Source organism: Pseudomonas putida, assembly GCA_029953615.1.
Lineage (GTDB): Bacteria > Pseudomonadota > Gammaproteobacteria > Pseudomonadales > Pseudomonadaceae > Aquipseudomonas.
This window is the reverse complement of the sequence record CP124529.1, coordinates 248,669-274,361: the sequence shown is the minus strand read 5'-3', so window position 1 is coordinate 274,361 and position 25,693 is coordinate 248,669. Positions and strand designations below refer to the sequence as shown.

Genomic DNA, 25,693 nt, shown 5'->3' with positions numbered 1-25,693 from the left:
CGGGCGCGCCCGCTCCCACAGAGGCAGGTACAGCCTTTCAGTTAGTGCTACGCATCATGTCGTACAGTTCGTTGAGCAACTTGCGCCGGCTGAACACCAGCTGCCAGCGGTGCCCGCCCAGCTGGCGCCACAGGCGTGCGGCGCGGATGCCGGCCAGCAGCAGGGCGCGGATCTTCGAGGCGTTGCTGGCCTGTTGCAGGAAGCGCATGTCGCCATGCACCTGGATGCGCTGGCGCAAGGTGCTCAGGGTGTCCTGGTACAAGGCACCACTGGAAGCGATGACGTTTTCGTGAACCAGGCCAAAATGCTCGGCCTGGGACTGGATTTGCGGCAACCGGTTGCCGATGGTTTCGAGCAGGTCGCCACGCTTGTTCAGCTGGCGCTCCAGGCCCAGCATCGACAGGGCGTAGCGCAGCGGCTCGCGCTGCAGGCTGCTGGGGTCGCGCTCCAGCGCGCCGACCAACGCGCGGTAGCCGTCGCGCAGGTTCAGGTCGTCACCGCCGAACACCTCCAGGGTGTCCTTGGGGTCACGCACCAGCAGGCTGCCCAGCATGCAGCCGATGTTGGCCTCACTGGCCTGGCCGGTTCGGGCGATGCGGTCGACCAGTACAGCGGCCTGGAACACACCACCCAATGCAATCAGCTGCTCCTGCAGGTTGCTCATGCGCGCGGGCTCCACGGCTCGGCGGCTTCGATCACGCCGCCGCCCAGGCATACTTCGCCGTCGTAGAACACCACCGACTGGCCCGGGGTAACGGCGCGCTGAGGCTCGTCGAATACCGCACGGTAACCGCTTTCGGTCAGTTCCAGGGTGCACTGCTGGTCGCTCTGGCGGTAGCGTACCTTGGCGGTGAGCTGGCGCGGGCTGCTGAGGTCGACCGGGTTGACCCAGAAAATTTCCGAAGCCAGCAGGGCGCGTGAGAACAACCATGGGTGTTCGTTGCCTTGGCCGACCACCAGCACATTGCGGGTCAGGTCCTTGTGCAGCACGTACCACGGTTCGTCGCCGGCGTCCTTCAGGCCGCCAATGCCCAGGCCCTGGCGCTGGCCGATGGTGTGGTACATCAGGCCGTGGTGGCGGCCGATCACTTCACCGTCGGTGGTTTCGATGTTGCCCGGCTGGGCCGGCAGGTATTGCTTGAGGAAGTCGCTGAAGCGGCGCTCGCCGATGAAGCAGATGCCGGTGGAGTCCTTCTTCTTGGCGGTGGCCAGGCCGTGCTTTTCGGCAATGGCGCGTACTTCGGGCTTTTCCAGCTCGCCGACCGGGAACAGGGTGCGGGCGATTTCCTTGCCGCCGACGGCATGCAGGAAGTAGCTCTGGTCCTTGTTCGGGTCCAGGCCCTTGAGCAGTTCGGTGAGTTCGCCGGTGTCGCGGCGGCGCACGTAGTGGCCGGTGGCGATCAGGTCGGCACCCAGCGACAGGGCGTAGTCGAGGAACGCCTTGAACTTGATTTCGCGGTTGCAGAGGATGTCCGGGTTGGGGGTGCGGCCGGCCTTGTATTCCTCGAGGAAGTGCTCGAACACGTTGTCCCAGTATTCGGCGGCGAAGTTGGCGGTGTGCAGCTTGATGCCGATGCGGTCGCACACGGCCTGGGCGTCGGCCAGGTCTTCACGGGCGGTGCAGTATTCGGTGCCGTCGTCTTCTTCCCAGTTCTTCATGAACAGCCCTTCCACCTGGTAGCCCTGCTCCATGAGCAGAAGGGCGGAGACGGAAGAGTCCACGCCGCCGGACATGCCGACGATGACGCGGGTCTTGGCGGGGTCTTTGAGTGCTGGGCTGGTCATGGTTACCGGTGTGTATCAAGGGGGGAAAAACGTCGATTCTATCAAACCTGCGACGGCGCGTCAGTCGCGCAGCAGGTCGAGGCTGTGCAAGGGGCCTCTGAGGTAGTCGTCGAGGCAGCGTGGCACCAGTTCGCTGCGCCAGCGGGCTGGGTCGGCCAGCAGTTCGTCGCGGGTCAGCCACACGGCGCGGACTATGTCGCGGTCCAGTGCCAGGTCGGCGTGATGGCGCACGGGGCGGGCGGCGAAGCAGATGCGCTGATAGGTCACGCCGTTGCTTGGGGCAGTGTACAGGTAGATGCCGACCACGCCGGTAAGCTCGACTTCCCAGGCGGTTTCTTCGAGGGTTTCGCGCAGGGCGGCCTGGGGCAGGGTCTCGTTGGGTTCGAGGTGGCCGGCGGGTTGGTTGAAGACGTGCTGGTTGGCTTTGAACTCTTCGACGAAGAGGAACTTGCCTTCGTGTTCGACGATGGTGGCGACGGTGATGTGGGGTTGCCAGGTCATGAACAGCTCCTTAGAGGCCTGCACAGCCCTTGTGGGAGCGGGTTTACCCGCGAATGCGTCAGTGGATTCGCCATCGCATTCGCGGGTAAACCCGCTCCCACAGGGTCCGCGCTGGCGGCCAGAAATCGTTTATCCAGAAAGCACAAACCCCGGTGCGTGGCCGGGGTTTGTGCTGTTACTTCAAGCGAGCCTTACAGGGCGGCAATGGCGCTGTTCAGGGTCTGGCTTGGGCGCATCACCTTGGCGGTCAGCTCGGCATCCGGGGCGTAGTAGCCACCGATGTCGGCCGGCTTGCCCTGGACGGCGTTGAGCTCGGCGACGATGGTCTCCTCGTTCTCGGTCAGGGTCTTGGCCAGTGGCGCGAAGCGTGCCTGCAGGGCAGCGTCGTCGTTCTGCGCAGCCAGGGCCTGGGCCCAGTACAGGGTCAGGTAGAAGTGGCTGCCACGGTTGTCGATACCACCGACCTTGCGCGACGGCGACTTGTTGGTGTCGAGGAACTTGCCAGTGGCCTGGTCCAGGGTGTTGGCCAGTACTTTGGCGCGCGGGTTGTCGTAGGTGTTGCCCAGGTGCTCCAGGGAAGCGGCCAGGGCCAGGAATTCACCCAGCGAATCCCAACGCAGGAAGTTCTCTTCCACCAGCTGCTGCACGTGCTTCGGTGCCGAACCGCCGGCGCCGGTTTCGAACAGGCCGCCGCCGCTCATCAGCGGTACGATCGACAGCATCTTGGCGCTGGTGCCCAGTTCCATGATCGGGAACAGGTCGGTCAGGTAGTCACGCAGCACGTTGCCGGTCACCGAGATGGTGTCCTTGCCTTCGCGGATGCGGGCCAGGGAGAACTTGATGGCGTCGACCGGAGCCAGGATGCGGATGTCCAGGCCACTGGTGTCGTGATCTTTCAGGTATTTCTGCACCTTCTCGATCATCACGCCGTCGTGGGCGCGGGCCGGGTCCAGCCAGAACACTGCCGGCGTGTTGCTCAGGCGGGCACGGTTGACGGCCAGCTTGACCCAGTCCTGGATTGGCGCGTCCTTGACCTGGCACATGCGGAAGATGTCACCGGCTTCGACGTTCTGCTCGAGAACCACCCTTGCCTTTGCTGTCGACCACGCGCACGACGCCGTCGGCCTTGATCTGGAAGGTCTTGTCGTGGGAGCCGTATTCTTCGGCCTTCTGCGCCATCAGGCCGACGTTCGGCACGCTGCCCATGGTGGTCGGGTCGAAGGCACCGTTGGCCTTGCAGTCTTCGATGGTGGCCTGGTAGATACCGGCGTAGCAGCGGTCCGGGATGATTGCCTTGGCATCTTGCAGTTCGCCGGCGGCGTTCCACATCTTGCCCGAGTCACGGATCATGGCCGGCATCGAGGCGTCGACGATCACGTCGCTCGGCACGTGCAGGTTGGTGATGCCTTTGTCGGAGTTGACCATGGCCAGGGCCGGACGCTGGGCGTACAGGGCCTGGATGTCGGCTTCGATCTCGGCCTGCTTCTCGGCTGGCAGGTCCTTGATGCGGGCGTACAGGTCGCCGATGCCGTTGTTGGCGTTGAAGCCTACTTCAGCCAGGGCTGCGGCGTGCTTGGCCAGCACGTCGTTGTAGAACTCTTCGACGATGACACCGAACATGATCGGGTCGGAGACCTTCATCATGGTGGCTTTCAGGTGTACCGAGAGCAGCACGCCGGAGGCCTTGGCATCGGCGATCTGTTCGGCGATGAAGGCTTTCAGGGCCTTGCGGCTCATGGTGGCGCAGTCGATGACTTCGGCAGCTTTTACCGCAGTCTTTTCTTTCAGCACGGTGGTGCTGCCGTCTTTGCCGACCAGCTCGATGCGCAGGCTGTCGTCAGCTTCGATCAGTGCGGCTTTCTCGCTGCCGTAGAAGTCGCCCTGGGTCATGTGGGCAACGTGCGACTTGGAGTCGGCAGCCCATGCGCCCATCTTGTGCGGGTGCTTGCGGGCGTAGTTCTTGACCGACAGCGGCGCGCGGCGATCGGAGTTGCCTTCGCGCAGTACCGGGTTCACGGCGGAGCCCTTGATGCGGTCGTAGCGGGCGCGGGATTCTTTCTCTTGCTCGGTGGCCGGCTCGTCGGCGTAGTCAGGGATGTTGAAGCCCTTGCCCTGCAGTTCCTTGATCGCGGCTTTCAGCTGCGGTACCGAGGCGCTGATGTTTGGCAGCTTGATGATGTTGGCTTCCGGGGTGGTAGCCAGCTGGCCCAGTTCCGCCAGGTGATCGCCTACTTGCTTCTCTGCGCCCAGTTGCTCCGGGAAAGCGGCGAGGATACGGCCAGCCAGGGAGATGTCGCGGGTTTCGACGGCGATGTCAGCCGAAGCGGTGAACGCTTCGATGATCGGCAGCAGCGAGTAAGTGGCGAGTGCGGGGGCTTCGTCGGTGAAGGTATAGATGATCTTGGAACGGGTGGGCATGCGGGTTAACTCTCTGTGTGCTGAGCGTGCTCGAGTCTCGTGGTGCGCAGGGTAGGCGCATCGCCCTGGCAGCGCCATGAGCGGAAAGTCGAGAGGCTGCGAGCGGTGATGGTGGATGCATCAGTCGAGCGTCAAGTGCTGAGCTGCGGTAACAACCCAGGCTTTTATGGCCAGGCTTTGTGTCCATTCATGGCCAAGGGCGGTCCGCATTTTCCTAGGGATCGCCCCGATGACCCTTCGGTCGCGGCGCAGTATACCAAACCATTCGGGCTAATCAGCAAGGCCAAGTGATATCGGGCCATTTATAAGACCAAAGACTAAGCGGCAATGTGGCGGGTTGTCGCATGCCTTGCAGGTCCGCAGATGTGGTTTAGGCTCATTGCATCACTTGATGTCCAAACCACACCCGACCGCGGAGTAGTGCAAGCATGGGATACCAGAAAATCAAGGTTCCGACCGACGGCGCCAAGATCACCGTCAATGCCGACCATTCGCTCAACGTGCCTGACAACCCGATCATTCCTTATATCGAGGGCGACGGGATTGGCGTCGATGTCTCGCCGGTAATGATCAAGGTGGTCGACGCCGCCGTGCAGAAGGCCTACGGCGGCAAGCGCAAGATCGCATGGATGGAGGTGTACGCCGGCGAAAAAGCCACCCAGGTGTACGACCAGGACACCTGGCTGCCCCAGGAAACCCTCGATGCCGTGCGTGATTACGTGGTGTCGATCAAGGGGCCGCTGACCACCCCGGTGGGCGGTGGCATCCGGTCACTCAACGTGGCCTTGCGCCAGCAGCTCGACCTGTACGTGTGCCTGCGCCCGGTGCTGTGGTTCCAGGGTGTACCGAGCCCGGTGAAAAAGCCTGGCGATGTGGACATGGTGATCTTCCGCGAGAACTCCGAGGACATCTATGCCGGCATCGAGTGGAAGGCCGGTTCGCCCGAGGCGAACAAGGTGATCAAGTTCCTCAAGGAGGAAATGGGCGTTACCAAGATCCGCTTTGACCAGGACTGCGGCATTGGCGTCAAGCCGGTGTCCCGCGAGGGCACCAAACGCCTGGTGCGCAAGGCCCTGCAGTACGTGGTGGACAACGACCGCGAGTCGCTGACCCTGGTGCACAAGGGCAACATCATGAAATTCACCGAGGGCGCGTTCAAGGACTGGGGCTATGAAGTGGCCCGCGACGAGTTCGGGGCCGAGCTGCTCGATGGCGGCCCGTGGATGAAGTTCAAGAACCCCAAGAGCGGCCGTGAGGTCATCGTCAAGGACGCCATCGCCGATGCGATGTTGCAGCAGATCCTGCTGCGCCCGGCAGAGTATGACGTGATCGCCACCCTCAACCTCAACGGTGACTACCTGTCCGATGCCCTGGCGGCAGAGGTGGGTGGTATCGGCATCGCGCCGGGGGCCAACCTGTCCGATACCGTGGCCATGTTCGAGGCCACCCACGGCACCGCGCCCAAGTATGCCGGGCAGGACAAGGTCAACCCGGGCTCGGTGATCCTGTCGGCAGAGATGATGCTGCGGCACATGGGCTGGACCGAGGCGGCCGACCTGATCATCAAGGGCACCAACGGCGCGATTGCCGCCAAGACCGTGACCTACGACTTCGAGCGGCTGATGGACGGTGCGACGCTGGTGAGCAGTTCAGGCTTTGGCGATGAAATGATCAAGCATATGTAAGGCAATGGAAAACCGGCCGCTTCCAGTAAAGAAACGGCCGGTTTTTTCGTATACCGGCAGGCGGCGCGGCAAGTCAGGCGTCGGCAGTGCTGCCGGTTTGCTGTGCGCTGGCGGCAGTGGCGGCAGCGGCGCTGCTGATATTCACCGCGTGCAGGCCTTTGGGCCCCTGGACGATGTCGAAACTCACAGCTTGGCCGGCCTTGAGCGTCTTGTACCCGTCCATCTGGATGGCTGAATAATGAGCGAACAAGTCGTCAGTCTTGCCCTCTTCATTGATGAATCCGTAGCCCTTGGCATTGTTGAACCACTTGACTTTACCGCTTGCCATCCTTATGTCCCTCTGCAAAGGACTCCATCACTGGAGTATCATCCACTTCATCCGCATACGAACCATGCGAAAAATCTGGTTGACTGCGCGGATCTTTATCGACCACGGTGGGTTCTTATTGGTTGTAACACCGTTTTGCCGATAGTCAAGGTCGCCCGGCGCCTGCGCTGGCCGTGCCCTTCGCAGTCAACCCACAACCTTAACCTGTCGCTCATGATGAAATTCTTTCCATGCATGCACCTAGTGAGATTCGACTAACATTCAATCAGGATCGCCCGCAATCGAATGAGGACGACGGCTCAGGTCTTGCAGTTCAGGAAGCCAAGCCGATCCTGCAGGCACCACCGATGTACAAGGTGGTTTTGTTCAACGATGACTACACGCCGATGGATTTCGTCGTCGAAGTGCTCGAGACGTTCTTCAATCTGAACCGCGAGCTGGCGACCAAGATCATGCTGACCGTCCATACCGAAGGGCGGGCAGTGTGCGGATTGTTTACCCGTGACATCGCCGAAACAAAGGCTATGCAGGTCAACCAATACGCCAGGGAAAGCCAGCATCCGCTACTCTGTGAAATCGAGAAGGACGGTTAATCGCCGACCACTTGGGTATGAGGTGAAGCTATGTTAAACCGCGAGCTCGAAGTCACCCTCAATCTTGCCTTCAAGGAGGCTCGTTCGAAGCGTCATGAGTTCATGACCGTCGAACATCTGCTGCTGGCACTCCTTGACAATGAGGCTGCCGCGACCGTTCTGCGCGCCTGTGGCGCCAATCTCGACAAACTCAAGCACGACCTGCAAGAGTTCATCGATTCCACCACACCCCTGATCCCGGTCAACGACGAAGACCGCGAAACCCAGCCGACCCTGGGCTTCCAGCGTGTGCTGCAGCGTGCCGTGTTCCACGTGCAAAGCTCCGGCAAGCGCGAAGTCACTGGCGCCAACGTGCTGGTGGCGATCTTCAGCGAACAGGAAAGCCAGGCCGTGTTCCTGCTCAAGCAGCAGAGCGTGGCCCGCATCGACGTGGTCAACTACATCGCCCATGGTATCTCCAAGGTGCCGGGCCATGGTTCGCATGCCGAAAGCGACCAGGAAATGCAGGACGAAGAGGGCGGCGATACCGCCTCTTCGAGCAACCCGCTGGATGCCTATGCCAGCAACCTGAACGAGCTGGCCCGTGCTGGCCGTATCGACCCGCTGGTAGGCCGCGAGCAGGAAGTGGAGCGCGTGGCGCAAATTCTTGCCCGTCGGCGCAAGAACAACCCGCTGCTGGTGGGTGAGGCCGGGGTGGGCAAGACCGCCATCGCCGAAGGCCTGGCCAAGCGCATCGTCGATGGCCAGGTGCCCGACCTGCTGGCGCAGAGCGTGGTGTATTCCCTCGACCTCGGCGCACTGCTGGCCGGTACCAAGTACCGTGGCGACTTCGAGAAGCGCTTCAAGGCGCTGCTCGGTGAGCTGCGCAAGCGCCCGCAGGCAATCCTGTTCATCGACGAAATCCACACCATCATTGGTGCAGGTGCGGCGTCGGGCGGGGTGATGGATGCCTCCAACCTGCTCAAACCACTGCTGTCGTCCGGCGAAATCCGCTGCATCGGCTCGACCACCTTCCAGGAGTTCCGCGGCATCTTCGAGAAGGACCGTGCCCTGGCACGGCGCTTCCAGAAGGTCGATGTCAGCGAGCCGTCGGTCGAAGACACCGTGGGTATCCTGCGTGGCCTGAAAGGGCGCTTCGAAAGCCACCACAACATCGAGTACAGCGACGAAGCCCTGCGCGCCGCTGCCGAGCTGGCCTCGCGCTACATCAATGACCGGCACATGCCGGACAAGGCCATCGACGTGATCGACGAAGCCGGTGCCTACCAGCGCCTGCAGCCGGAGGCCAACCGCGTCAAGCGCATCGACGTGCCGCAGGTCGAAGACATCGTCGCCAAGATCGCGCGGATTCCGCCGAAGCACGTCACCAGTTCCGACAAGGAGCTGCTGCGCAACCTGGAGCGTGACCTGAAACTGACCGTATTCGGTCAGGACCAGGCGATCGATTCGCTGGCCACCGCCATCAAGCTGTCCCGTGCCGGCCTCAAGTCGCCAGACAAGCCTGTCGGTTCGTTCCTGTTCGCCGGCCCCACCGGCGTCGGCAAGACCGAAGCGGCACGGCAACTGGCCAAGGCGCTGGGCGTGGAGCTGGTGCGCTTCGACATGTCCGAATACATGGAGCGCCACACCGTGTCGCGCCTGATCGGTGCGCCTCCTGGTTATGTTGGCTTCGACCAGGGTGGTTTGCTGACCGAGGCGATCACCAAGCAGCCGCACTGCGTGTTGCTGCTCGACGAAATCGAGAAGGCCCACCCGGAAGTCTTCAACCTGCTGCTGCAGGTGATGGACCACGGTACCCTGACCGACAACAACGGGCGCAAGGCCGACTTCCGCAACGTGATCCTGATCATGACCACCAACGCTGGCGCAGAAACCGCCGCGCGGGCCTCGATCGGCTTCACCCATCAGGACCATGCGTCCGATGCCATGGAAGTCATCCGCAAGAGCTTCACGCCGGAGTTCCGCAACCGCCTGGATACCATCATCCAGTTCGGCCGCCTGAGCCACGAGACGATCAAGAGCATCGTCGACAAGTTCCTTATCGAACTGCAGGCGCAGCTGGAAGACAAGCGGGTGCTGTTGGAGGTCAGTGACGATGCGCGCGGCTGGCTGGCGGCCTCGGGCTACGACGTGCAGATGGGTGCGCGGCCGATGGCGCGGCTGATCCAGGACAAGATCAAGCGGCCGCTGGCCGAGGAGATCCTGTTTGGCGAACTGGCCGAGCATGGTGGCGTGGTGCACGTCGACCTGCGCGATGGCGAACTGGTGTTCGACTTCGAGACCACCGCTGAGGTTGCGTGATAGATGGGGCCGCTATGCGGCCCTTCGCGGGCACGCCCGCTCCCACAGGGGGATAGCTATTACCTGTGGGAGCGGGCGTGCCCGCGAAGGGCTGCAAAGCAGCCCCAACAATCCTGAAAGCACAAAAAAGCCCGGCACATCGCCGGGCTTTTTCATGGCTTGAGATTAGCGCGCACGGTAGGTGATGCGGCCCTTGCTCAGGTCGTAAGGCGTCAGTTCGACGCGGACCTTGTCGCCAGTGAGAATACGGATGTAGTTCTTGCGCATCTTTCCGGAGATGTGCGCGGTTACGACGTGCCCGTTTTCCAACTCCACGCGGAACATGGTGTTGGGCAGGGTGTCGACGACAGTACCTTCCATTTCGAAGCTGTCTTCTTTCGACATGCAGTAGAGCCCTCGGATCCAGTGTTGGCCCGACGCATAACCGCACCGGGCAAAAAAGTGGCGTGGATTATGCCCGAAAACTGTGTGTCAAGCCAATGCCTTTCAGTTGAGGGTGACCCAGCGCTGATTTATCAACAATTCGATAGGCCGATACTGTGTCTTGTAGTTCATTTTCTTGCAGTTCTTGATCCAGTAACCCAGGTAAACCGCCTCCAGGTTCTGGCGCAGGGCTTCGGTGATCTGCCAGAGGATGGCGAAGCGGCCCAGGCTGCGGCGTTCTTCGTCCGGCTCGTAGAAGGTATACACCGCCGAAAGGCCATTGGGCAGCAGGTCGCATACCGCTACCGCCATCAGGCGGCCTTCCAGGCGGAACTCGTAGAACCAGCAGAACGGCAGGTCGCGCACCAGGAAGGTAGAAAACTGGTCGCGGCTGGGTGGGTACATGTCACCGTCGGCATGGCGCGTTTCGATATAGCGCCGGTACAGCTCGAAGTACTCTTCCTTGAATGCCGGGCGCGCTGCGCTCACGGTCAGGTCGGCGTTGCGCTTGAGGATGCGCCGTTGCTGGCGATTGGGGATGAAGCGCGCCGCCGGGATGCGGGCCGGCACGCAGGCATTGCAGTTCTGGCAGTGCGGGCGGTAAAGGTGGTCGCCGCTGCGGCGAAAGCCCATTTCCGACAAGTCGGCGTATACATGCACGTCCATCGGCTGGCTAGGGTCGAGGAACAGCGTGGTTGCCTGTTCGTCGGGCAGGTAGCTGCAGGAGTGGGGTTGAGTGGCATAGAACTTCAACCGCGCCAACTCTGTCATGATCAACCCCCTCGGTGAGACTTTGTTTTAAGTGTAAGCCAGCTATGGGAACTCGCCTAGGGAACCCATGTGGCGCTGTTGGGCTGGTCGAGGTGGCGTGCCAGGTAGCCGGCGAACTCGGCGCGGCTGATGGCGTGGGCGCCCAGGCTATGCAGGTGGTTGGTCGGCATCTGGCAGTCGATGAGGACGAAACCGGCCTGGCGCAGGTGGTTGACCAGGGTCACGAAGCCGACCTTCGAAGCGTTGTCGGCGCGGCTGAACATCGATTCGCCGAAGAACAGCTGGCCCATGGCCAGGCCGTACAGGCCACCGACCAGCTCGCCATCCTGGCGCACTTCCACCGAATGGGCGATGCCGCGCTGGTGCAGCTCGCAGTAGGCGGCGCGCATGGTGTCGGTGATCCAGGTGCCGTCGGCGTAGTCACGTGGCGCGGCGCAGGCGGCGATGACGGCGGCGAAGTCAGTGTCGAAGTTGACCTGGTACCGCCCCTGGCGCATCAGCTTGGCCAGCGAGCGCGACACGTGCAGCTGATCCGGGAGCAGCACCGTGCGCGGGTCGGGTGACCACCAGAGGATTGGCTGGCCGTCCTGGTACCACGGGAAGCAGCCGTGGCGATAGGCCTGCACCAGGCGCTCGGGGCTCAGGTCGCCGCCGGCAGCCAGCAGGCCATTGGGGTCGTGCAGGGCCTTTTCCAGGGGCGGGAAGGTCAGCGAGTCGCGGGTCAGCCAGGTGAGCATGGTCTATCGTGCGGTGGGGGAGGGGAGAGGGCAGCATGGCGCGGGCGAAAAGCAGGGTCAATCTCTTTGACCCCCAAAGCCAGCACGAGGCTGCTCCTATCAGGGCGCAAGAGCTTCGGTAATTTAGGCAATTTCCTACACATTCATGAAACCGCAGGCACCATCCGCTACATTTGCTGTCACACCTGTGCAAAAACACAGCATAAGCCTTTGTCACAGAAGGCAATGCATGCTCAAATTGCAGCTATACGAAAGTCGCCCCCACTCAAGCGCCTTACGGCGCGCCGTCATGGCAGTGGGCGGGCAGTAATGTTAAAAGTAGTGGTTCATTGGCCGCACCGTCGGCCGATCACTATTGGACGCGCAGCACGCGCAGGAATAGACGCGTTTTGAAGAAATCCACCGCAACTCCAGCTCCCTTGCCCGTCCCCCTGTGGCGGCAGCAGCTGCATTATCGCCTCAAGGAAGGTGCGTTGATCGCTGTCGGCGCCCTGTGCCTGTACCTGTGGATGGCGCTGCTTACCTACGACACGTCGGACCCGGGCTTCAGCCACACCAGCAACGTCGACCAGGTGCAGAATGCCGCCGGGCGTGCCGGTGCCTACTTCGCCGACATCCTGTTCATGGTGCTGGGTTACTTCGCCTACATCTTCCCGCTGCTGCTGGCGATAAAGACCTGGCAGATTTTCCGCGAACGCCACCAGCCCTGGGACTGGAGCGGCTGGCTGTTCTCCTGGCGGCTGATCGGCCTGGTGTTCCTGGTGCTGTCTGGTGCGGCGCTGGCGCATATCCATTTCCATCCGCCTGCGAGCATGCCGTTCTCCGCCGGTGGTGCACTGGGCGAGAGCCTCGGCGACCTGGCGCGCAACCTGCTGAATGTGCAGGGCAGCACGTTGATGTTCATTGCCCTGTTCCTGTTCGGCCTGACCGTGTTCACCGACCTGTCGTGGTTCAAGGTTATGGACCTGACCGGTAAAATCACCCTCGACCTGTTCGAACTGGTGCAGGGCGCCGCCAATCGTTGGTGGGAGGCACGCAACGAGCGCAAACGCCTGGAGGCGCAGCTGCGCGAGGATGAACCGGTGGTGGTCAAGGCTGCGCCGATGGCTGCCGACAAGCGCGAGCCGGCCAAACCGGCGCTGCGCGAGCGTATCTTCAAGCGTGAAGAAGCACCTGCCCAGCCGGTCGAGCCGCGTGAGCCCACCCTGTCGCGTGAGCCTGTGGTACCGCGCGAGTCGCTGGCCCCGCGTGAGCCGGTAATCTCCCGCGAACAACCCGCCGCGGCCCCGATGATCGTGCCGCCGGCACCTGCCAGGGCGCCGGAGCCGAGCAAGCGAGTGATGAAAGAGAAGCAGGCGCCGCTGTTCGTTGACAGCGCGGTGGAAGGCACCTTGCCGTCGATCTCCATTCTCGACCCGGCCGAACAGAAGAAGATCGAGTACTCGCCCGAATCCCTGGCCGGTGTCGGCCAGCTGCTGGAAATCAAGCTCAAGGAGTTCGGCGTGGAAGTGGCGGTGGACTCGATCCACCCGGGCCCTGTCATTACCCGTTACGAAATCCAGCCGGCAGCCGGTGTCAAGGTCAGCCGTATCGCCAACCTGGCCAAGGACCTGGCGCGTTCGCTGGCCGTGACCAGCGTGCGTGTGGTCGAGGTCATCCCCGGCAAGACCACCGTGGGTATCGAGATCCCCAACGAAAACCGGCAGATGGTGCGCTTTTCCGAAGTGCTGGCCACGCCGCAGTACGACGAGCAGAAGTCGCCGGTCACCCTGGCCCTGGGCCACGACATCGGCGGCAAGCCGGTGATCACCGACCTGGCCAAAATGCCGCACCTGCTGGTGGCCGGTACCACGGGTTCCGGTAAGTCGGTGGGCGTGAACGCGATGATCCTGTCGATCCTGTTCAAGTCCAGCCCGGAAGACGCGCGCTTGATCATGATCGACCCGAAAATGCTCGAACTGTCGATCTACGAAGGCATCCCGCACCTGCTGTGCCCGGTGGTCACCGACATGAAGGACGCCGCCAACGCCCTGCGCTGGAGCGTGGCCGAGATGGAGCGGCGCTACAAGCTGATGGCGGCCATGGGCGTGCGTAACCTGGCCGGCTTCAACCGCAAGATCAAGGACGCCCAGGAAGCCGGCGAAATCATCCATGACCCGCTGTACCGCCGCGAGAGCATGGACGACGAACCGCCGGCGCTGAAAACCCTGCCGACCATTGTTGTGGTGGTCGACGAATTCGCCGACATGATGATGATCGTCGGCAAGAAGGTCGAAGAGCTCATCGCCCGTATCGCCCAGAAGGCCCGTGCGGCCGGTATCCACCTGATCCTCGCCACACAGCGCCCGTCGGTGGATGTGATTACCGGCCTGATCAAGGCCAACATCCCGACCCGCATGGCGTTCCAGGTGTCGAGCAAGATCGACTCGCGGACCATCATCGACCAGGGTGGTGCCGAACAGCTGCTGGGTCACGGCGACATGCTGTACATGCCGCCGGGCACCAGCCTGCCGATTCGCGTGCACGGCGCGTTCGTCTCCGACGACGAAGTGCACCGCGTGGTGGAAGCGTGGAAGCTGCGTGGCGCCCCGGACTACAACGACGACATTCTCAACGGCGTCGAAGAGGCCGGCAGCGGCTTCGAAGGCGGGGGTGGTGGTGGCGATGGCGAAGATTCGGAAAGCGACGCCCTGTATGATGAGGCCGTGCAGTTCGTGCTGGAAAGCCGCCGTGCGTCCATCTCGGCCGTGCAGCGCAAACTGAAGATCGGCTACAACCGCGCCGCCCGCATGATCGAAGCCATGGAAATGGCCGGCGTGGTCACTCCCATTGAACAGCAACGGCTCGCGGGAAGTGATTGCCCCGGGCGGCCCGCGCGACTGATGAACACCCTGCCGGGCGCCAACGGTGGCGCCCGGCCTTTTCAATGCTCGATGAGGACTCCCATGCGCGCGATTCGCATGCTGTTGGTTTCTGCCCTGGCCGCGGCTTCTGTGTCGGCCACCGTTTCGGCTTATGCCGGTGAGCAAGATGTACAACGCCTGACCCAGTTGCTGGAAAAGTCGCAGACCATCGAGGCCAACTTCTCCCAGCTGACCTTGGACGCCGGCGGCACCAGCCTGCAGGAAACCTCCGGCAAGATGACCGTAAAGCGTCCGGGCCTGTTCTACTGGCACACCGATGCGCCGCAGGAGCAGGTAGTGGTATCCGACCGCACCAACGTCACCCTGTGGGATCCGGACCTGGAGCAGGCGACCATCAAGAAGCTCGACCAGCGCCTGAACCAGACCCCGGCGCTGCTGCTGTCCGGTGACGTGTCGAAGATCAGCCAGAGCTTCGACATCAGCTCGAAGGAGCAGGGCGAAGTGATGGACTTCACCCTCAAGCCGAAAACCAAGGACACCCTGTTCGACTCGCTGCGCGTGTCGTTCCGCAAAGGCCTGATCAATGACATGCAGCTGATCGACAGCGTCGGCCAGCGCACCAACATCCTGTTCAATGGCGTGAAGGCCAACCAGGCGGTGCCGGACAGCAAGTTCAAGTTCGACATCCCCAAGGGCGCGGACGTCATCAAGGAGTAACCAGAGCTCGCCATGGACCTGTTTCGAAGCGAACCCGTCGCCCAGCCCCTGGCGGCTCGCCTGCGTCCGTCCAACCTGGACGAGTACGTTGGCCAGGAGCACCTGCTGGCGCGCGGCAAACCGCTGCGCGAGGCGCTGGAGCAGGGTGCGCTGCATTCGATGATCTTCTGGGGGCCGCCGGGTGTGGGCAAGACCACACTTGCGCGGCTGCTGGCGCAGTTCTGCGACGCGCACTTCGAAACGGTGTCGGCGGTGCTGGCCGGGGTGAAGGAAATTCGCCAGGCGGTCGAGGTGGCCAAGCAGCAGGCTGGCCAGTACGGCCGCCGTACTATCCTGTTCGTCGACGAAGTGCATCGCTTCAACAAGTCGCAGCAGGATGCCTTCCTGCCTTATGTGGAAGACGGCACCCTGCTGTTCATTGGCGCCACCACCGAAAACCCGTCGTTCGAGCTGAACAACGCACTGCTGTCGCGGGCGCGGGTGTATGTGCTCAAGAGCCTGGACGAGGCGGCATTGCGCAAGCTGGTCAACCGCGCGCTGACTGAAGAGCGCGGCCTGGGCAAGCGCAACCTGCGGGTTGGCGACGACGCTTTCAAAATGCTGATGGCCGCCGCCGATGGCGATGGCCGGCGCATGCTCAACTTCCTCGAGAATGCCTCGGACCTGGCCGAAGACGGCAGCGAGATCGACGTCGAGATGCTGCAGAGTCTGCTCGGTGACAGCCGTCGCCGCTTCGACAAGGGCGGCGAGGCGTTCTATGACCAGATTTCCGCGCTGCACAAATCGGTGCGCGGGTCCAACCCCGATGGTGCCCTGTACTGGTTCGCGCGCATGCTCGACGGCGGCTGCGACCCGCTGTACATCGCCCGCCGCGTGGTACGCATGGCCAGCGAAGACATCGGCAACGCCGACCCGCGCGCACTCAGCCTGTGCCTGGCGGCCTGGGATGTGCAAGAGCGCCTTGGCAGCCCCGAGGGCGAGCTGGCGGTGGCCCAGGCCATCACCTACCTCGCCTGTGCACCGAAGAGCAACGCGGTGTACATGGGCTTCAAGACCGCCCTGCGCGAGGCTGCCGAGCACGGCTCGCTGGAAGTGCCGCTGCACCTGCGCAACGCCCCGACCAAGCTGATGAAGCAGCTGGGCTATGGCGATGAGTATCGCTATGCCCACGACGAGCCAGACGCCTATGCCGCCGGCGAAGACTACTTTCCCGACGAACTCGAGCCGCGTCAGTACTACCAGCCGGTGCCGCGAGGCCTGGAGCTGAAGATTGGTGAGAAGCTGCGCCACCTGGCCGACCTTGACCGCAACAGCCCCCGCCAGCGGAGAAAACCGTGATTGCACTGATTGCCGCCGTCAGCGCGGGTGGTATTGCCGGTACCTTGTTGCGCTTTGCTACCACCAATTGGGTGGCTGCCCACTGGCCACGGCACTTCTATCTCGGTACGCTGGCGGTCAACCTGGTTGGCTGCCTGCTGATCGGCCTGCTCTATGGCCTGTTCCTGCACAAGCCGGTCGTGCCGGTCGAGCTGCGTGCCGGGCTGATCGTCGGCTTCCTCGGCGGCCTGACGACCTTTTCCTCCTTTTCGCTGGATACCGTACGCCTGCTGGAAAGCGGGCAAGTGCCTCTGGCTTTGGGCTATACCGGTATCAGCGTGGTGGGCGGGCTGCTCGCGACCTGGGCCGGCCTGTGCCTGACCCGATTCTGAACCAACACCTACACATAACGAGAGAACGATATGCTCGATTCCAAACTGTTACGCGGCCAACTTCAGGAAGTGGCGGATCGCCTGGCCTCCCGTGGCTTCAGCCTGGATGTCGCGCGCATCGAATCACTGGAAGAGCGCCGCAAGGCGGTGCAGACCCGCACCGAGCAGCTGCAGGCCGAGCGTAACGCCCGTTCCAAGTCCATCGGCCAGGCCAAGGCCAAGGGCGAAGACATCGCGCCGCTGATGGCCGACGTCGAGCGCATGGCCAACGAACTGGCTGCCGGCAAGGCCGAACTGGACGGCATCCAGGCTGAACTGGACGGCATCCTGCTGACCATTCCCAACCTGCCGGACGCCAGCGTACCGGTCGGTGCCAGCGAAGACGACAACGTCGAAGTGCGCCGTTGGGGCACACCGAAGGCCTTCGACTTCGAAATCAAGGACCACGTCGCCCTTGGCGAAGTCAGCGGTGGCCTGGACTTCGAAGCCGCCGCCAAGCTTTCTGGCGCGCGCTTTGCCGTGCTGCGTGGCCCGATCGCCCGCCTGCATCGTGCCCTGGCGCAGTTCATGATCAACTTGCACACCGGCGAGCACGGCTACGAGGAACACTACACCCCGTACCTGGTCCAGGCTCCGGCCCTGCAAGGCACTGGCCAGCTGCCAAAATTCGAGGAAGACCTGTTCAAGATCAGCCGTGAAGGCGAAGCCGACTTCTACCTGATTCCGACCGCCGAAGTGTCGCTGACCAACCTGGTAGCCGGTGAAATCCTCGACGCCAAACAGCTGCCACTGAAGCTGGTTGCCCACACCCCGTGCTTCCGCAGCGAAGCCGGCGCTTCCGGCCGTGACACCCGCGGCATGATCCGCCAGCACCAGTTCGACAAGGTCGAGATGGTGCAGGTGGTCGAGCCGTCCAAGTCGATGGAAGCCCTGGAAGGCCTGACTGCCAACGCCGAACGCGTGCTGCAGCTGCTGGAGCTGCCGTACCGCGTGCTGGCCCTGTGCACCGGCGACATGGGCTTTGGTGCGGTGAAGACCTACGACCTGGAAGTATGGGTACCCAGCCAGGACAAGTACCGCGAAATCAGCTCGTGCTCCAACTGCGGCGACTTCCAGGCGCGCCGCATGCAGGCCCGCTGGCGCAACCCGGAAACCGGCAAGCCAGAGCTGGTGCACACCCTCAACGGCTCCGGCCTGGCTGTAGGCCGTACCCTGGTTGCCGTGCTGGAAAACTACCAGCAGGCCGACGGTTCGATCCGTGTACCGGAAGTGCTGAAGCCGTACATGGGCGGCGTCGAGGTTATCCGCTAAATGGATTACCTGCCGCTGTTCCACAAGCTGCAGGGCGGCCGCGTGCTGGTCGTCGGCGGCGGTGAGATCGCCTTGCGCAAGGCGCGCCTGCTGGCCGATGCCGGCGCCGCGCTGCGCGTGGTGGCCCCGGATGTCGACGGCCAGTTGGCCGCACTGGCCCGGGAAGGTGGCGGCGAGGTGCTGGTGCGCGGCTATCAGGCAGCCGACCTGGTCGGTTGCCGGCTGGTGATCGCGGCCACCGACGACCCAGGGCTCAACGCCGAGGTGTCGGCGGATGCGCAGGCGCTGAGCCTGCCGGTCAATGTGGTGGATGCGCCGGCCCTGTGCACGGTGATCTTCCCGGCGATCGTCGACCGTTCACCGTTGGTGGTGGCGGTGTCCAGTGGCGGCGATGCCCCGGTGCTGGCGCGTTTGATTCGCGCCAAGCTGGAAGCCTGGATCCCGTCCGCCTACGGCGAACTGGCCGGCCTGGCCGCGCGCTTCCGCGAAAAGGTCAAGGCCTTGTACCCGGACGTCAACCAGCGCCGTGGCTTCTGGGAAACCGTGTTCCAGGGGCCGATTGCCGAGCGCCAGCTGGCCGGGCAGGGCGCCGAGGCCGAGCGCCTGTTGCAGGCGATGGTTGACGGTGCACCAATGCAGCAGGGCGGTGAGGTGTACCTGGTGGGTGCTGGCCCGGGCGATCCGGACTTGTTGACCTTCCGTGCCTTGCGCCTGATGCAGCAGGCCGACGTGGTGCTGTACGACCGCTTGGTGGCTCCGGCGATCATCGAGATGTGCCGGCGCGATGCCGAGCGAATCTACGTGGGCAAGCGTCGTGCCGACCATGCAGTGCCTCAGGATCAGATCAACCGCCTGCTGGTCGATCTGGCCCGGCAGGGCAAGCGTGTACTGCGCCTGAAAGGCGGCGACCCATTCATCTTTGGCCGGGGTGGCGAAGAGATCGAAGAGCTGGCCGAACAGGGCATCCCGTTTCAGGTGGTGCCGGGCATTACCGCGGCCAGCGGGTGTTCCGCCTATGGCGGGATTCCGCTGACTCACCGCGACTATGCCCAGTCGGTGCGTTTCGTGACCGGGCACTTGAAGGACGGCACCAGCAACCTGCCTTGGCATGACCTGGTGGCGCCGGCGCAGACCTTGGTGTTCTACATGGGCTTGGTGGGTTTGCCGACCATCTGTGCCGAGCTGATTCGCCATGGCCGTGCGGCCAGTACCCCGGCGGCGCTGGTGCAGCAGGGGACTACGCGTAATCAGAGGGTGTTCACTGGCACCTTGGCCGACTTGCCGGAGCTGGTGGCCCAGCATGAAGTGCATGCACCGACCTTGGTGATTGTCGGGGAAGTGGTGCAGTTGCGTGACAAGCTGGCCTGGTTCGAAGGCTCGCAGAACAGCTGAAACCGCTAAAGGGCCGCTTTGCGGCCCATCGCAGGCAAGCCAGCTCCCACAGGTACTGCACAAGGCTTCGGAGATACCTGTGGGAGCTGGCTTGCCTGCGATGGGCTGCAAAGCAGCCCCGACAAATTCAAGCCTGCCAGATCCCCTTGCCCGCCAACCGCTCCCGATCATGCGGCAGGTTGAAGTCCTGCAGCGGCCCCTTGGGCACGATCCCGTTCGGGTTGATGGTCTTGTGGCTCATGTAGTAGTGCTTCTGGATATGCTCCATGTCCACTGTGCCCGCCACCCCCGGCCACTGATACAGCTCGCGCAGCCAGTTCGACAGGTTGTGATAATCGCTCAGGCGCCGCAGGTTGCACTTGAAGTGCCCGTGGTACACCGCGTCGAAGCGCACCAGGGTGGTGAACAGGCGCACATCGGCCTCGGTCAGGTACTCGCCGGCCAGGTAGCGGTTGCGGCTGAGCAGGTCTTCCAGATAAGCCAGTTCGTTGAACACATCGTCGAACGCCGCCTCGTAGGCTTCCTGCGTGGTGGCAAAGCCCGCGCGGTACACGCCGTTGTTCACCGCTGGGTAAATGCGTCCGTTTAGTGCCTCGATGGCCGGGCGCAGCGGCTCGGGGTACAGGTCCAGCGTATTGCCGGTCAGCTCGTTGAACGCACTGTTAAAGATGCGGATGATCTCCGCTGACTCGTTGTTGACGATGCGCTTTTCCTTTTTGTCCCACAGCACTGGTACCGTCACGCGGCCAGTGTAGTGCGGGTCATCCTGGGTGTAGCGCTGGTGCAGGTACTGCAGTGCGTCGAGGTGGTCGCCGCTGGAGCCTTGCTGCCGGTCGAACGTCCAGCCATGGTCCTGCATCAGCCAGCTGACCACCGACACGTCGATCAATGGCTCCAGGCCCTTGAGCGCGCGGAAGATCAGGGTGCGGTGTGCCCATGGGCAGGCCAGCGAGACGTACAGGTGGTAACGGCCGGCTTCGGGAGCGGGCAGCTGATTGCGGCGTTGGGCATTTTCGCGCTTGAAGGTGCCGTCCTTGCCGTTTTCATACCACTGGTCATGCCAGCGGCCGTCGATCAAAAGGCCCATGGTGAGCTCCTCGGAACAAAGTTGTTTGTCGTTGGAGCCCAGTCTAGGGGAAATCGTTCGAATAAATAGCGCAAAGACCGCGCCATAATTATCTATTAATTCGATTAGTTCCGTGCACTCCAGTAACCACGCGCTGTAGCGAACGCCTGCTCACGGTCGCTGCCCAAGCCGCGCAAGGCCAAGGCCATGGTCGCGACCACGGCCATTTCACCGTAGCTGTCCTCGGCCTCGCCGCGCCAGACCGCCAGCAATTGCTCGGGCTGCAAGCTTGGCGGCTTCACGTGGCGGCGTTCGCTCAGTGCTGGCCATTCCTCATCCCAGGCTTCGCCGGCAGTGGTGCCGTACAAGTGGCTGATGACATCGGGGTTGACCTCGATCTCGCCGCCATCGCCCTTGATCACCACGGCATGGTCGCCCAGCAGCCGGCTGGCTTCGCGGTGCACTGCCTGGTAACCGGGGTGGAAGATGCTCTGCAGGCCACAACGCGCAGCCAGCGGGTTGAGCACCCGGGCCAGCGAATGGATGGGCGAACGCAGGCCCAGGGTGTTGCGCAGGTCGATCATGCGCTGCAACTGCGGCGCCCAGTCCTGCAGCGGGAAGAAGGCCAGGCGCTGCTGGTCCAGGCCGTGGCTGACGGCAGCCCAGTCACGGCACAGCGGAATTTCCAGCAAGGACAGAAGCTGCTCGGTGTACAGGCGCCCGGCAGTGTGTGCACCGCCACCGTGCATCAGGATGCGCACGCCATTGTTGGCCAGGCACTTGGCCGCCAGCAGGTACCAGGGCAGGTGGCGCTTCTTGCCGGCGTAAGTGGGCCAGTCCAGGTCCACGGCGATGCTCGGCGCCTGCAAATGCGTGCGCAGGGCCTCGGTGAACCCGGCCAGCTCTTCGGCGCTTTCTTCCTTGTGCCGCAGCAGCATCAGGAAGGCGCCGAGCTGGGCATCTTCGACCTTGCCTTCCAGCAGCAGGGTCATGGCCACACGGGCTTCTTCCCGGGTCAGGCCGCGCGCGCCGCGCTTGCCTTTGCCAAGAATGCGCACGAATTCGGCAAACGGGTGTTCGGCGGGGGTTACCAGGGTAAGCGGGCGAGGTTCTGTCATATGCAGTTGGTCGGCTTGGGCAGGCCCGCCAGTTTGGCGGCCAGTTTGGCGGGAGTGCCGTTGAACAGGCGGTTCAGGTGCGGGCTGTTGCCCTTGTCCGGGCCCAGTTTGAGGGCCGTGTACTTGATCAGCGGGCGCGTGGCCGGGGACAGCTGGTATTCCTGGTAGAACTGGCGCAGCAGTTCGAGGATTTCCCAGTGGTCCGCCGTCAGCGCGATACCCTCGCGTGCGGCCAAGGCCTCGGCAGCGGCATGCGACCAGTCTTGCAGGTCGACCAGGAAGCCGTCCTTGTCCAGGGCAATCGCCTGATCGCCAACGTTGAGGGTATTCATAGCCAACTGTTGACCTTGTGGTAATGCAGCGACAGCTCGACGAACCCGGCATAGTCCACGGCCTTGGCCAGTTCGTTGCCGACCGCGCGGGCCTGCACGTCTTCTTCCAGGGCAAACAGGCGCTGGGCCAGGCCGGCGGCTTGCAACTGGCGGTGTGGCTCGCTGCCGCTGCGCAGGGCATACACCGCATCGCCGCACAGCAGCAGGGCGTCGTCGGTACCGAGCAGGCGCAGGCAGCTGGCCAGGCGCTCGTCGCCAAACGGGGAGTGGGCAATTACATGCAGGGTCGTCATCAAAGCGTTACCACCTGGTCGAAACGGGCGATCAGTGCGGCCAGGGCCGCGTCGTCCAGCACTTGCACCGGCAGCGCCAGGGTGCCGGCTGCCATGCCGCGCAGTGCGAGGCTGTGGCTGCAGGCGAACAGGTCCTCGACGCCGAACATTGGCAGCGCTTGCAGGTTGGCGGCCAGGTTCTTCTGTTGCACGGCGGTGGGCTGCTGGTCCGCAGCGAGCTGGAACACGCCGTCATCGAGGAACAGCATGCCCAGCGGCAAATCGAACGCGCCGCCGGCCAGGGCGATGTCCAGTGCCTCGCGGGCCGAGGGGCCGTTCCAGGGTGCCTGACGGCTGATGATCAACAAGGATTTGGCCATTTCAGTCGCCTCCAAAGCAGACAAGGCGATCGGCAACCTGCGCCGCCTCATGCAGTTGGCCAAGCCCCGACAACTCCCAAGGTTTGGGCAGGTTCACGGCCGGGCGCTGGTAGCGATTGGCTTCGGCCTCGTCGAGCACGCCACGGCGCAGGGCGGCGGCGATGCACACCACTGCGTCCAGCTGGTTGGTCTCGATAAAAGTAAGCCATTGGCCGGCCACATCCAGCTCATCCTGGGGGGCGACCACGTTGGCCGAGGCACTGTGTACCCCGTCCTGATAGAAGAACAGCCGGGCAATCTCATGCCCGCCAGCCAGCACCGCCTCGGCGTAGCGCAAGGCGCGCCGCGAGGAGGGCGCATGGGCCGGGGAGAACACCGCGATAGCGAATTTCATGGGTAACTCATGCAAAAGGAATGGTGCCATGATAAAGCAAAAAAGCCCGCGCCCGCTTGTGCATGGCGGGGCGGGCTTTCTGTCTTGCACCAATCTTCAGGTCTACGGGGCCTCGTGTAGGAGCGGCCTTGTGTCGCGACGGGCTGCAAAGCAGCCCCATGGCCCTGACAGAAGGACTCTAGGCTCAAGCCTGTTCCTTGCTCTCCGGCAAGAACCAGTTCAACACCAGGGCACAGATACCTCCGGTAGCCACGCCCGACTCCAGCACATTGCGAATCGCAGCCGGCATGTGCGCCAGGAACTCCGGCACCTGCGCCACACCCAGGCCCAAGGCCAGGGACACAGCGATAATCAGCAGGGCGCGACGGTCCAGCCGCGTGCTGGCCAGTATATTGATCCCTGACGCCGCAACCGCCCCGAACATGACCATGGCCGCACCACCCAGCACGGGTTCCGGCACTGCCTGGATCACCCCGGCAACGCTCGGGAACAGGCCCAGCAGCACCAGCATCAGGGCAATCCACATGCCGATATGGCGGCTGGCGATCCCGGTCAGCTGAATAACGCCGTTGTTCTGCGCAAAGATCGAGCTCGGGAAGGTGTTGAACAAGCCGGCCAGCAGCGAGTTGGCTCCGTTGACCAGCACACCGCCCTTGATGCGTTGCATCCAGACCGGCCCTTCGACCGGCTGGCGCGACACCTTGCTGGTTGCGGTAACGTCACCGATGGCTTCCAGCGAAGTCACCAGGTAGATGACCAGCATCGGAATGAACAGCGCCCAGGAGAAGCCCAGGCCGAAGTGCAGCGGCGTTGGCACCTGGAACAGCGCGGCTTCGTGCATGCCGGTGAAGTCCAGGCGGCCCAGATAGCCGGCCAGCGCATAGCCGACTGCCAGGGCGATAACGATGGCGCAGCTGCGCATCCACACCACCGGGATGCGGTTGAGGATGACGATGATCGCCAGCACCACGCCCGACAGCAGCAGGTTTTCGCCATTGGCGAAGGTGCCATTAGCCATGGCGCCGAAGCCACCACCCATGCTGATCAGGCCGACCTTGATCAGGGTCAGGCCGATCATCAGCACCACGATGCCGGTTACCAGCGGGGTAATCAGGCGTTTGACGAAGGGCAGGATGCGCGACACGCCCATCTCTACGAACGAGCCGGCGATTACCACACCAAAGATGGCCGCCATCACGCCTTCAACCGGCGTACCCTGTTTGACCATCAGCGCCCCGCCGGCAATCAGCGGGCCGACGAAGTTGAAGCTGGTGCCCTGAACGATCAGCAGCCCGGCACCGAACGGCCCGAAGCGTTTGCACTGCACGAAGGTGGCGATACCCGAGATGACCAGCGACATGGAAACGATCAGGTTGGTATCACGTGCGGAAACACCCAGCGCCTGGCAAATCAGCAGGCCAGGGGTGACGATCGGTACGATGATCGCCAGCAGGTGCTGCAGGGCAGCCAGCAGGCCGATCAATAGCCGTGGCTTGTCCTCCAGACCCAGCACCAGTTCATTGGCAGGCGCCGCCGCGCCTGGGCTGTGTTCGTGTGAGCTCATTGAAAGCTGCCCCGGAAGAAAAAAGGAGCGCATTCTACGGGCTGATGGCGGATTGGGGTAGACCAATGCACGATGGCAACATGATCGAAGGGCATTCGCCTGTTTATCTGACTTTATAGTCAATTACTGAGTGATATTGCCCAGAAGCCGAACCTGTGGGAGCGGGCATGCCCGCGAAGAATGCTACGCGGTGCATGGCACCGGCTCCGCCGGTGTTCGCGGGCTCGCCCGCTCCCACAAGACACCGGCTGAATCGATGAGTTGATCGCCCACAAAAAAGCCCGCCGAAGCGGGCTTTCTCTTGCAGCAATCAATCAGTCATCACGACCCATGATGCCAAACAGTTGCAGCAGGCTGACAAACAGGTTGTAGATCGACACATACAGGCTGATGGTCGCCATGATGTAGTTACGCTCGCCACCATGAATGATCGCGCTGGTCTGGAACAGGATGCAGACCGACGAGAACAGCACGAAGCCAGCGCTGATCGCCAGTTGCAGGCCGCTGATCTGGAAGAAGAAGCTGGCCACGACAGCACCCAGCAGGACAAAGAAGCCTGCAGTGATGAAGCCGCTGAGGAAGCTCATGTCCTTGCGGGTGATCAGCACATAGGCCGACAGACCACCGAACACCAGCGCAGTCATGGCAAACGCCGAGCTGACCACCTCGGCGCCACCGGCCATGCCCAGGTAACGGTTGAGGATAGGGCCGAGGATGAAGCCCATGAAGCCGGTAAGGGCGAAGGTGGAGACCAGGCCCCAGGCCGAATCACGCAGTTTGTTGGTAAGGAAGAACAGCCCGTAGAAGCCGATCAGCACCACGAACACGTTCGGGTAGCCGACGCGCATCTGCTGGGCCACGAAGGCCATGACACCGCTGAAGGCAAGGGTAAGTGCCAGCAGGCTGTACGTGTTGCGCAGGACCTTGCTGATCTCCTGCTGCTCGACCTGCTGGCCGTGGTGTACGGCGTAATCCTGTTCGCGCATGGCGACACTCCTTGGTAAACCTGTGGTTTTGAAACGTTCAGATGCT

Annotated in this window: 23 protein-coding genes and 2 pseudogenes; 9 read left to right on the top strand and 16 right to left on the bottom strand. The window is 63.0% G+C overall.

What is annotated here, in order from left to right; genetic code table 11:
- Nucleotides 1-37: 37 nt before the first annotated feature.
- From hflD to QIY50_01335, 4 genes and pseudogenes are all read right to left on the bottom strand, one after another.
- Nucleotides 38-664, bottom strand: a complete 627-nt coding sequence (hflD, locus tag QIY50_01350; protein ID WGV20981.1) for a high frequency lysogenization protein HflD — start codon at nt 662-664, stop codon at nt 38-40.
- Entirely contained in the window at nt 661-1,785 is a 1,125-nt protein-coding gene (gene mnmA / locus QIY50_01345) for a tRNA 2-thiouridine(34) synthase MnmA (GenBank protein ID WGV20980.1), read from the bottom strand. The genes hflD and mnmA overlap by 4 nt, the downstream gene beginning before the upstream one ends.
- 60 nt (nt 1,786-1,845) lie before the next feature.
- Entirely contained in the window at nt 1,846-2,286 is a 441-nt protein-coding gene (locus tag QIY50_01340) for an NUDIX hydrolase (protein ID WGV20979.1), read from the bottom strand.
- A 191-nt stretch (nt 2,287-2,477) separates the two neighbouring features.
- Nucleotides 2,478-4,704: pseudogene (locus tag QIY50_01335) on the bottom strand (NADP-dependent isocitrate dehydrogenase).
- Between the two features lie 428 nt (nt 4,705-5,132).
- Between QIY50_01335 and icd the strand changes: the two are divergent.
- On the top strand, nt 5,133-6,389 hold the full coding sequence (icd, locus tag QIY50_01330) for an NADP-dependent isocitrate dehydrogenase (GenBank protein ID WGV20978.1): 1,257 nt from the start codon (nt 5,133-5,135) through the stop codon (nt 6,387-6,389).
- A 73-nt stretch (nt 6,390-6,462) separates the two neighbouring features.
- Here icd and cspD read toward each other — a convergent pair whose 3' ends face one another.
- Nucleotides 6,463-6,717 carry a cold shock domain-containing protein CspD gene (gene cspD / locus QIY50_01325; protein ID WGV20977.1) on the bottom strand — a complete coding sequence of 85 codons (255 nt, stop codon included), beginning with the start codon at nt 6,715-6,717 and terminating at the stop codon, nt 6,463-6,465.
- 230 nt (nt 6,718-6,947) lie between these two features.
- On the opposite strand from cspD, the gene clpS reads away from it, so the two are divergent.
- Entirely contained in the window at nt 6,948-7,310 is a 363-nt protein-coding gene (gene clpS / locus QIY50_01320; protein WGV20976.1) for an ATP-dependent Clp protease adapter ClpS, read from the top strand.
- A gap of 30 nt (nt 7,311-7,340) precedes the next feature.
- Complete coding sequence (clpA, locus tag QIY50_01315) at nt 7,341-9,611, top strand: ATP-dependent Clp protease ATP-binding subunit ClpA (protein WGV20975.1); 2,271 nt, start codon at nt 7,341-7,343, stop codon at nt 9,609-9,611.
- A 165-nt stretch (nt 9,612-9,776) separates the two neighbouring features.
- On the opposite strand, the gene infA is transcribed toward clpA, so the two are convergent.
- The 3 genes from infA to aat all read right to left on the bottom strand — a co-directional run bounded on the left by infA (nt 9,777) and on the right by aat (nt 11,542).
- A complete protein-coding gene (gene infA, locus QIY50_01310; GenBank protein ID WGV20974.1) occupies nt 9,777-9,995 on the bottom strand; it encodes a translation initiation factor IF-1 in 219 nt (72 codons plus the stop codon).
- A gap of 102 nt (nt 9,996-10,097) precedes the next feature.
- Nucleotides 10,098-10,805 (bottom strand): arginyltransferase, encoded by a 708-nt coding sequence (locus QIY50_01305; protein WGV20973.1) that lies wholly within the window; start codon nt 10,803-10,805, stop codon nt 10,098-10,100.
- Nucleotides 10,806-10,861: 56 nt separating this feature from the next.
- Nucleotides 10,862-11,542 (bottom strand): leucyl/phenylalanyl-tRNA--protein transferase, encoded by a 681-nt coding sequence (gene aat / locus QIY50_01300; GenBank protein WGV20972.1) that lies wholly within the window; start codon nt 11,540-11,542, stop codon nt 10,862-10,864.
- A gap of 389 nt (nt 11,543-11,931) precedes the next feature.
- Between aat and QIY50_01295 the strand changes: the two are divergent.
- The 6 genes and pseudogenes from QIY50_01295 (at nt 11,932) to cysG (ending at nt 19,535) form a co-directional block, all read left to right on the top strand.
- Nucleotides 11,932-14,425: pseudogene (locus QIY50_01295) on the top strand (DNA translocase FtsK 4TM domain-containing protein).
- A gap of 77 nt (nt 14,426-14,502) precedes the next feature.
- On the top strand, nt 14,503-15,123 hold the full coding sequence (lolA, locus tag QIY50_01290) for an outer membrane lipoprotein chaperone LolA (protein ID WGV23133.1): 621 nt from the start codon (nt 14,503-14,505) through the stop codon (nt 15,121-15,123).
- Nucleotides 15,124-15,135: 12 nt separating this feature from the next.
- On the top strand, nt 15,136-16,461 hold the full coding sequence (locus tag QIY50_01285) for a replication-associated recombination protein A (GenBank protein WGV20971.1): 1,326 nt from the start codon (nt 15,136-15,138) through the stop codon (nt 16,459-16,461).
- On the top strand, nt 16,458-16,832 hold the full coding sequence (crcB, locus tag QIY50_01280; GenBank protein WGV20970.1) for a fluoride efflux transporter CrcB: 375 nt from the start codon (nt 16,458-16,460) through the stop codon (nt 16,830-16,832). The genes QIY50_01285 and crcB overlap by 4 nt, the downstream gene beginning before the upstream one ends.
- Before the next feature lie 30 nt (nt 16,833-16,862).
- Nucleotides 16,863-18,143: a serine--tRNA ligase gene (gene serS, locus QIY50_01275; protein ID WGV20969.1), complete on the top strand. Its 1,281-nt coding sequence runs from the start codon at nt 16,863-16,865 to the stop codon at nt 18,141-18,143.
- Nucleotides 18,144-19,535, top strand: a complete 1,392-nt coding sequence (gene cysG / locus QIY50_01270) for a siroheme synthase CysG (GenBank protein WGV20968.1) — start codon at nt 18,144-18,146, stop codon at nt 19,533-19,535. It begins immediately after the preceding gene.
- A gap of 127 nt (nt 19,536-19,662) precedes the next feature.
- Here the strand turns inward: cysG and QIY50_01265 are convergent, their stop codons facing one another.
- From QIY50_01265 to QIY50_01230, 8 genes are all read right to left on the bottom strand, one after another.
- Nucleotides 19,663-20,622, bottom strand: coding sequence for a glutathione S-transferase family protein (locus tag QIY50_01265; GenBank protein WGV20967.1), 960 nt, complete (start codon nt 20,620-20,622; stop codon nt 19,663-19,665).
- A gap of 104 nt (nt 20,623-20,726) precedes the next feature.
- A complete protein-coding gene (locus QIY50_01260) occupies nt 20,727-21,719 on the bottom strand; it encodes a glycosyl transferase family protein (protein ID WGV20966.1) in 993 nt (330 codons plus the stop codon).
- The gene (locus QIY50_01255; GenBank protein WGV20965.1) at nt 21,716-22,051 is read right to left on the bottom strand and encodes a TusE/DsrC/DsvC family sulfur relay protein; all 336 of its coding nucleotides are present in this window, start codon (nt 22,049-22,051) and stop codon (nt 21,716-21,718) included. The genes QIY50_01260 and QIY50_01255 overlap by 4 nt, the downstream gene beginning before the upstream one ends.
- Nucleotides 22,048-22,344 carry a sulfurtransferase complex subunit TusB gene (tusB, locus tag QIY50_01250; GenBank protein ID WGV20964.1) on the bottom strand — a complete coding sequence of 99 codons (297 nt, stop codon included), beginning with the start codon at nt 22,342-22,344 and terminating at the stop codon, nt 22,048-22,050. The genes QIY50_01255 and tusB overlap by 4 nt, the downstream gene beginning before the upstream one ends.
- Complete coding sequence (tusC, locus tag QIY50_01245; GenBank protein WGV20963.1) at nt 22,344-22,703, bottom strand: sulfurtransferase complex subunit TusC; 360 nt, start codon at nt 22,701-22,703, stop codon at nt 22,344-22,346. Before tusC ends, tusB begins: the two co-directional genes overlap by 1 nt.
- Before the next feature lies 1 nt (nt 22,704).
- The gene (gene tusD / locus QIY50_01240; protein ID WGV20962.1) at nt 22,705-23,097 is read right to left on the bottom strand and encodes a sulfurtransferase complex subunit TusD; all 393 of its coding nucleotides are present in this window, start codon (nt 23,095-23,097) and stop codon (nt 22,705-22,707) included.
- 184 nt (nt 23,098-23,281) lie between these two features.
- Entirely contained in the window at nt 23,282-24,661 is a 1,380-nt protein-coding gene (locus tag QIY50_01235; protein WGV20961.1) for a uracil-xanthine permease family protein, read from the bottom strand.
- 314 nt (nt 24,662-24,975) lie between these two features.
- Nucleotides 24,976-25,647 carry a Bax inhibitor-1/YccA family protein gene (locus QIY50_01230; GenBank protein WGV20960.1) on the bottom strand — a complete coding sequence of 224 codons (672 nt, stop codon included), beginning with the start codon at nt 25,645-25,647 and terminating at the stop codon, nt 24,976-24,978.
- Nucleotides 25,648-25,693: the final 46 nt, after the last annotated feature.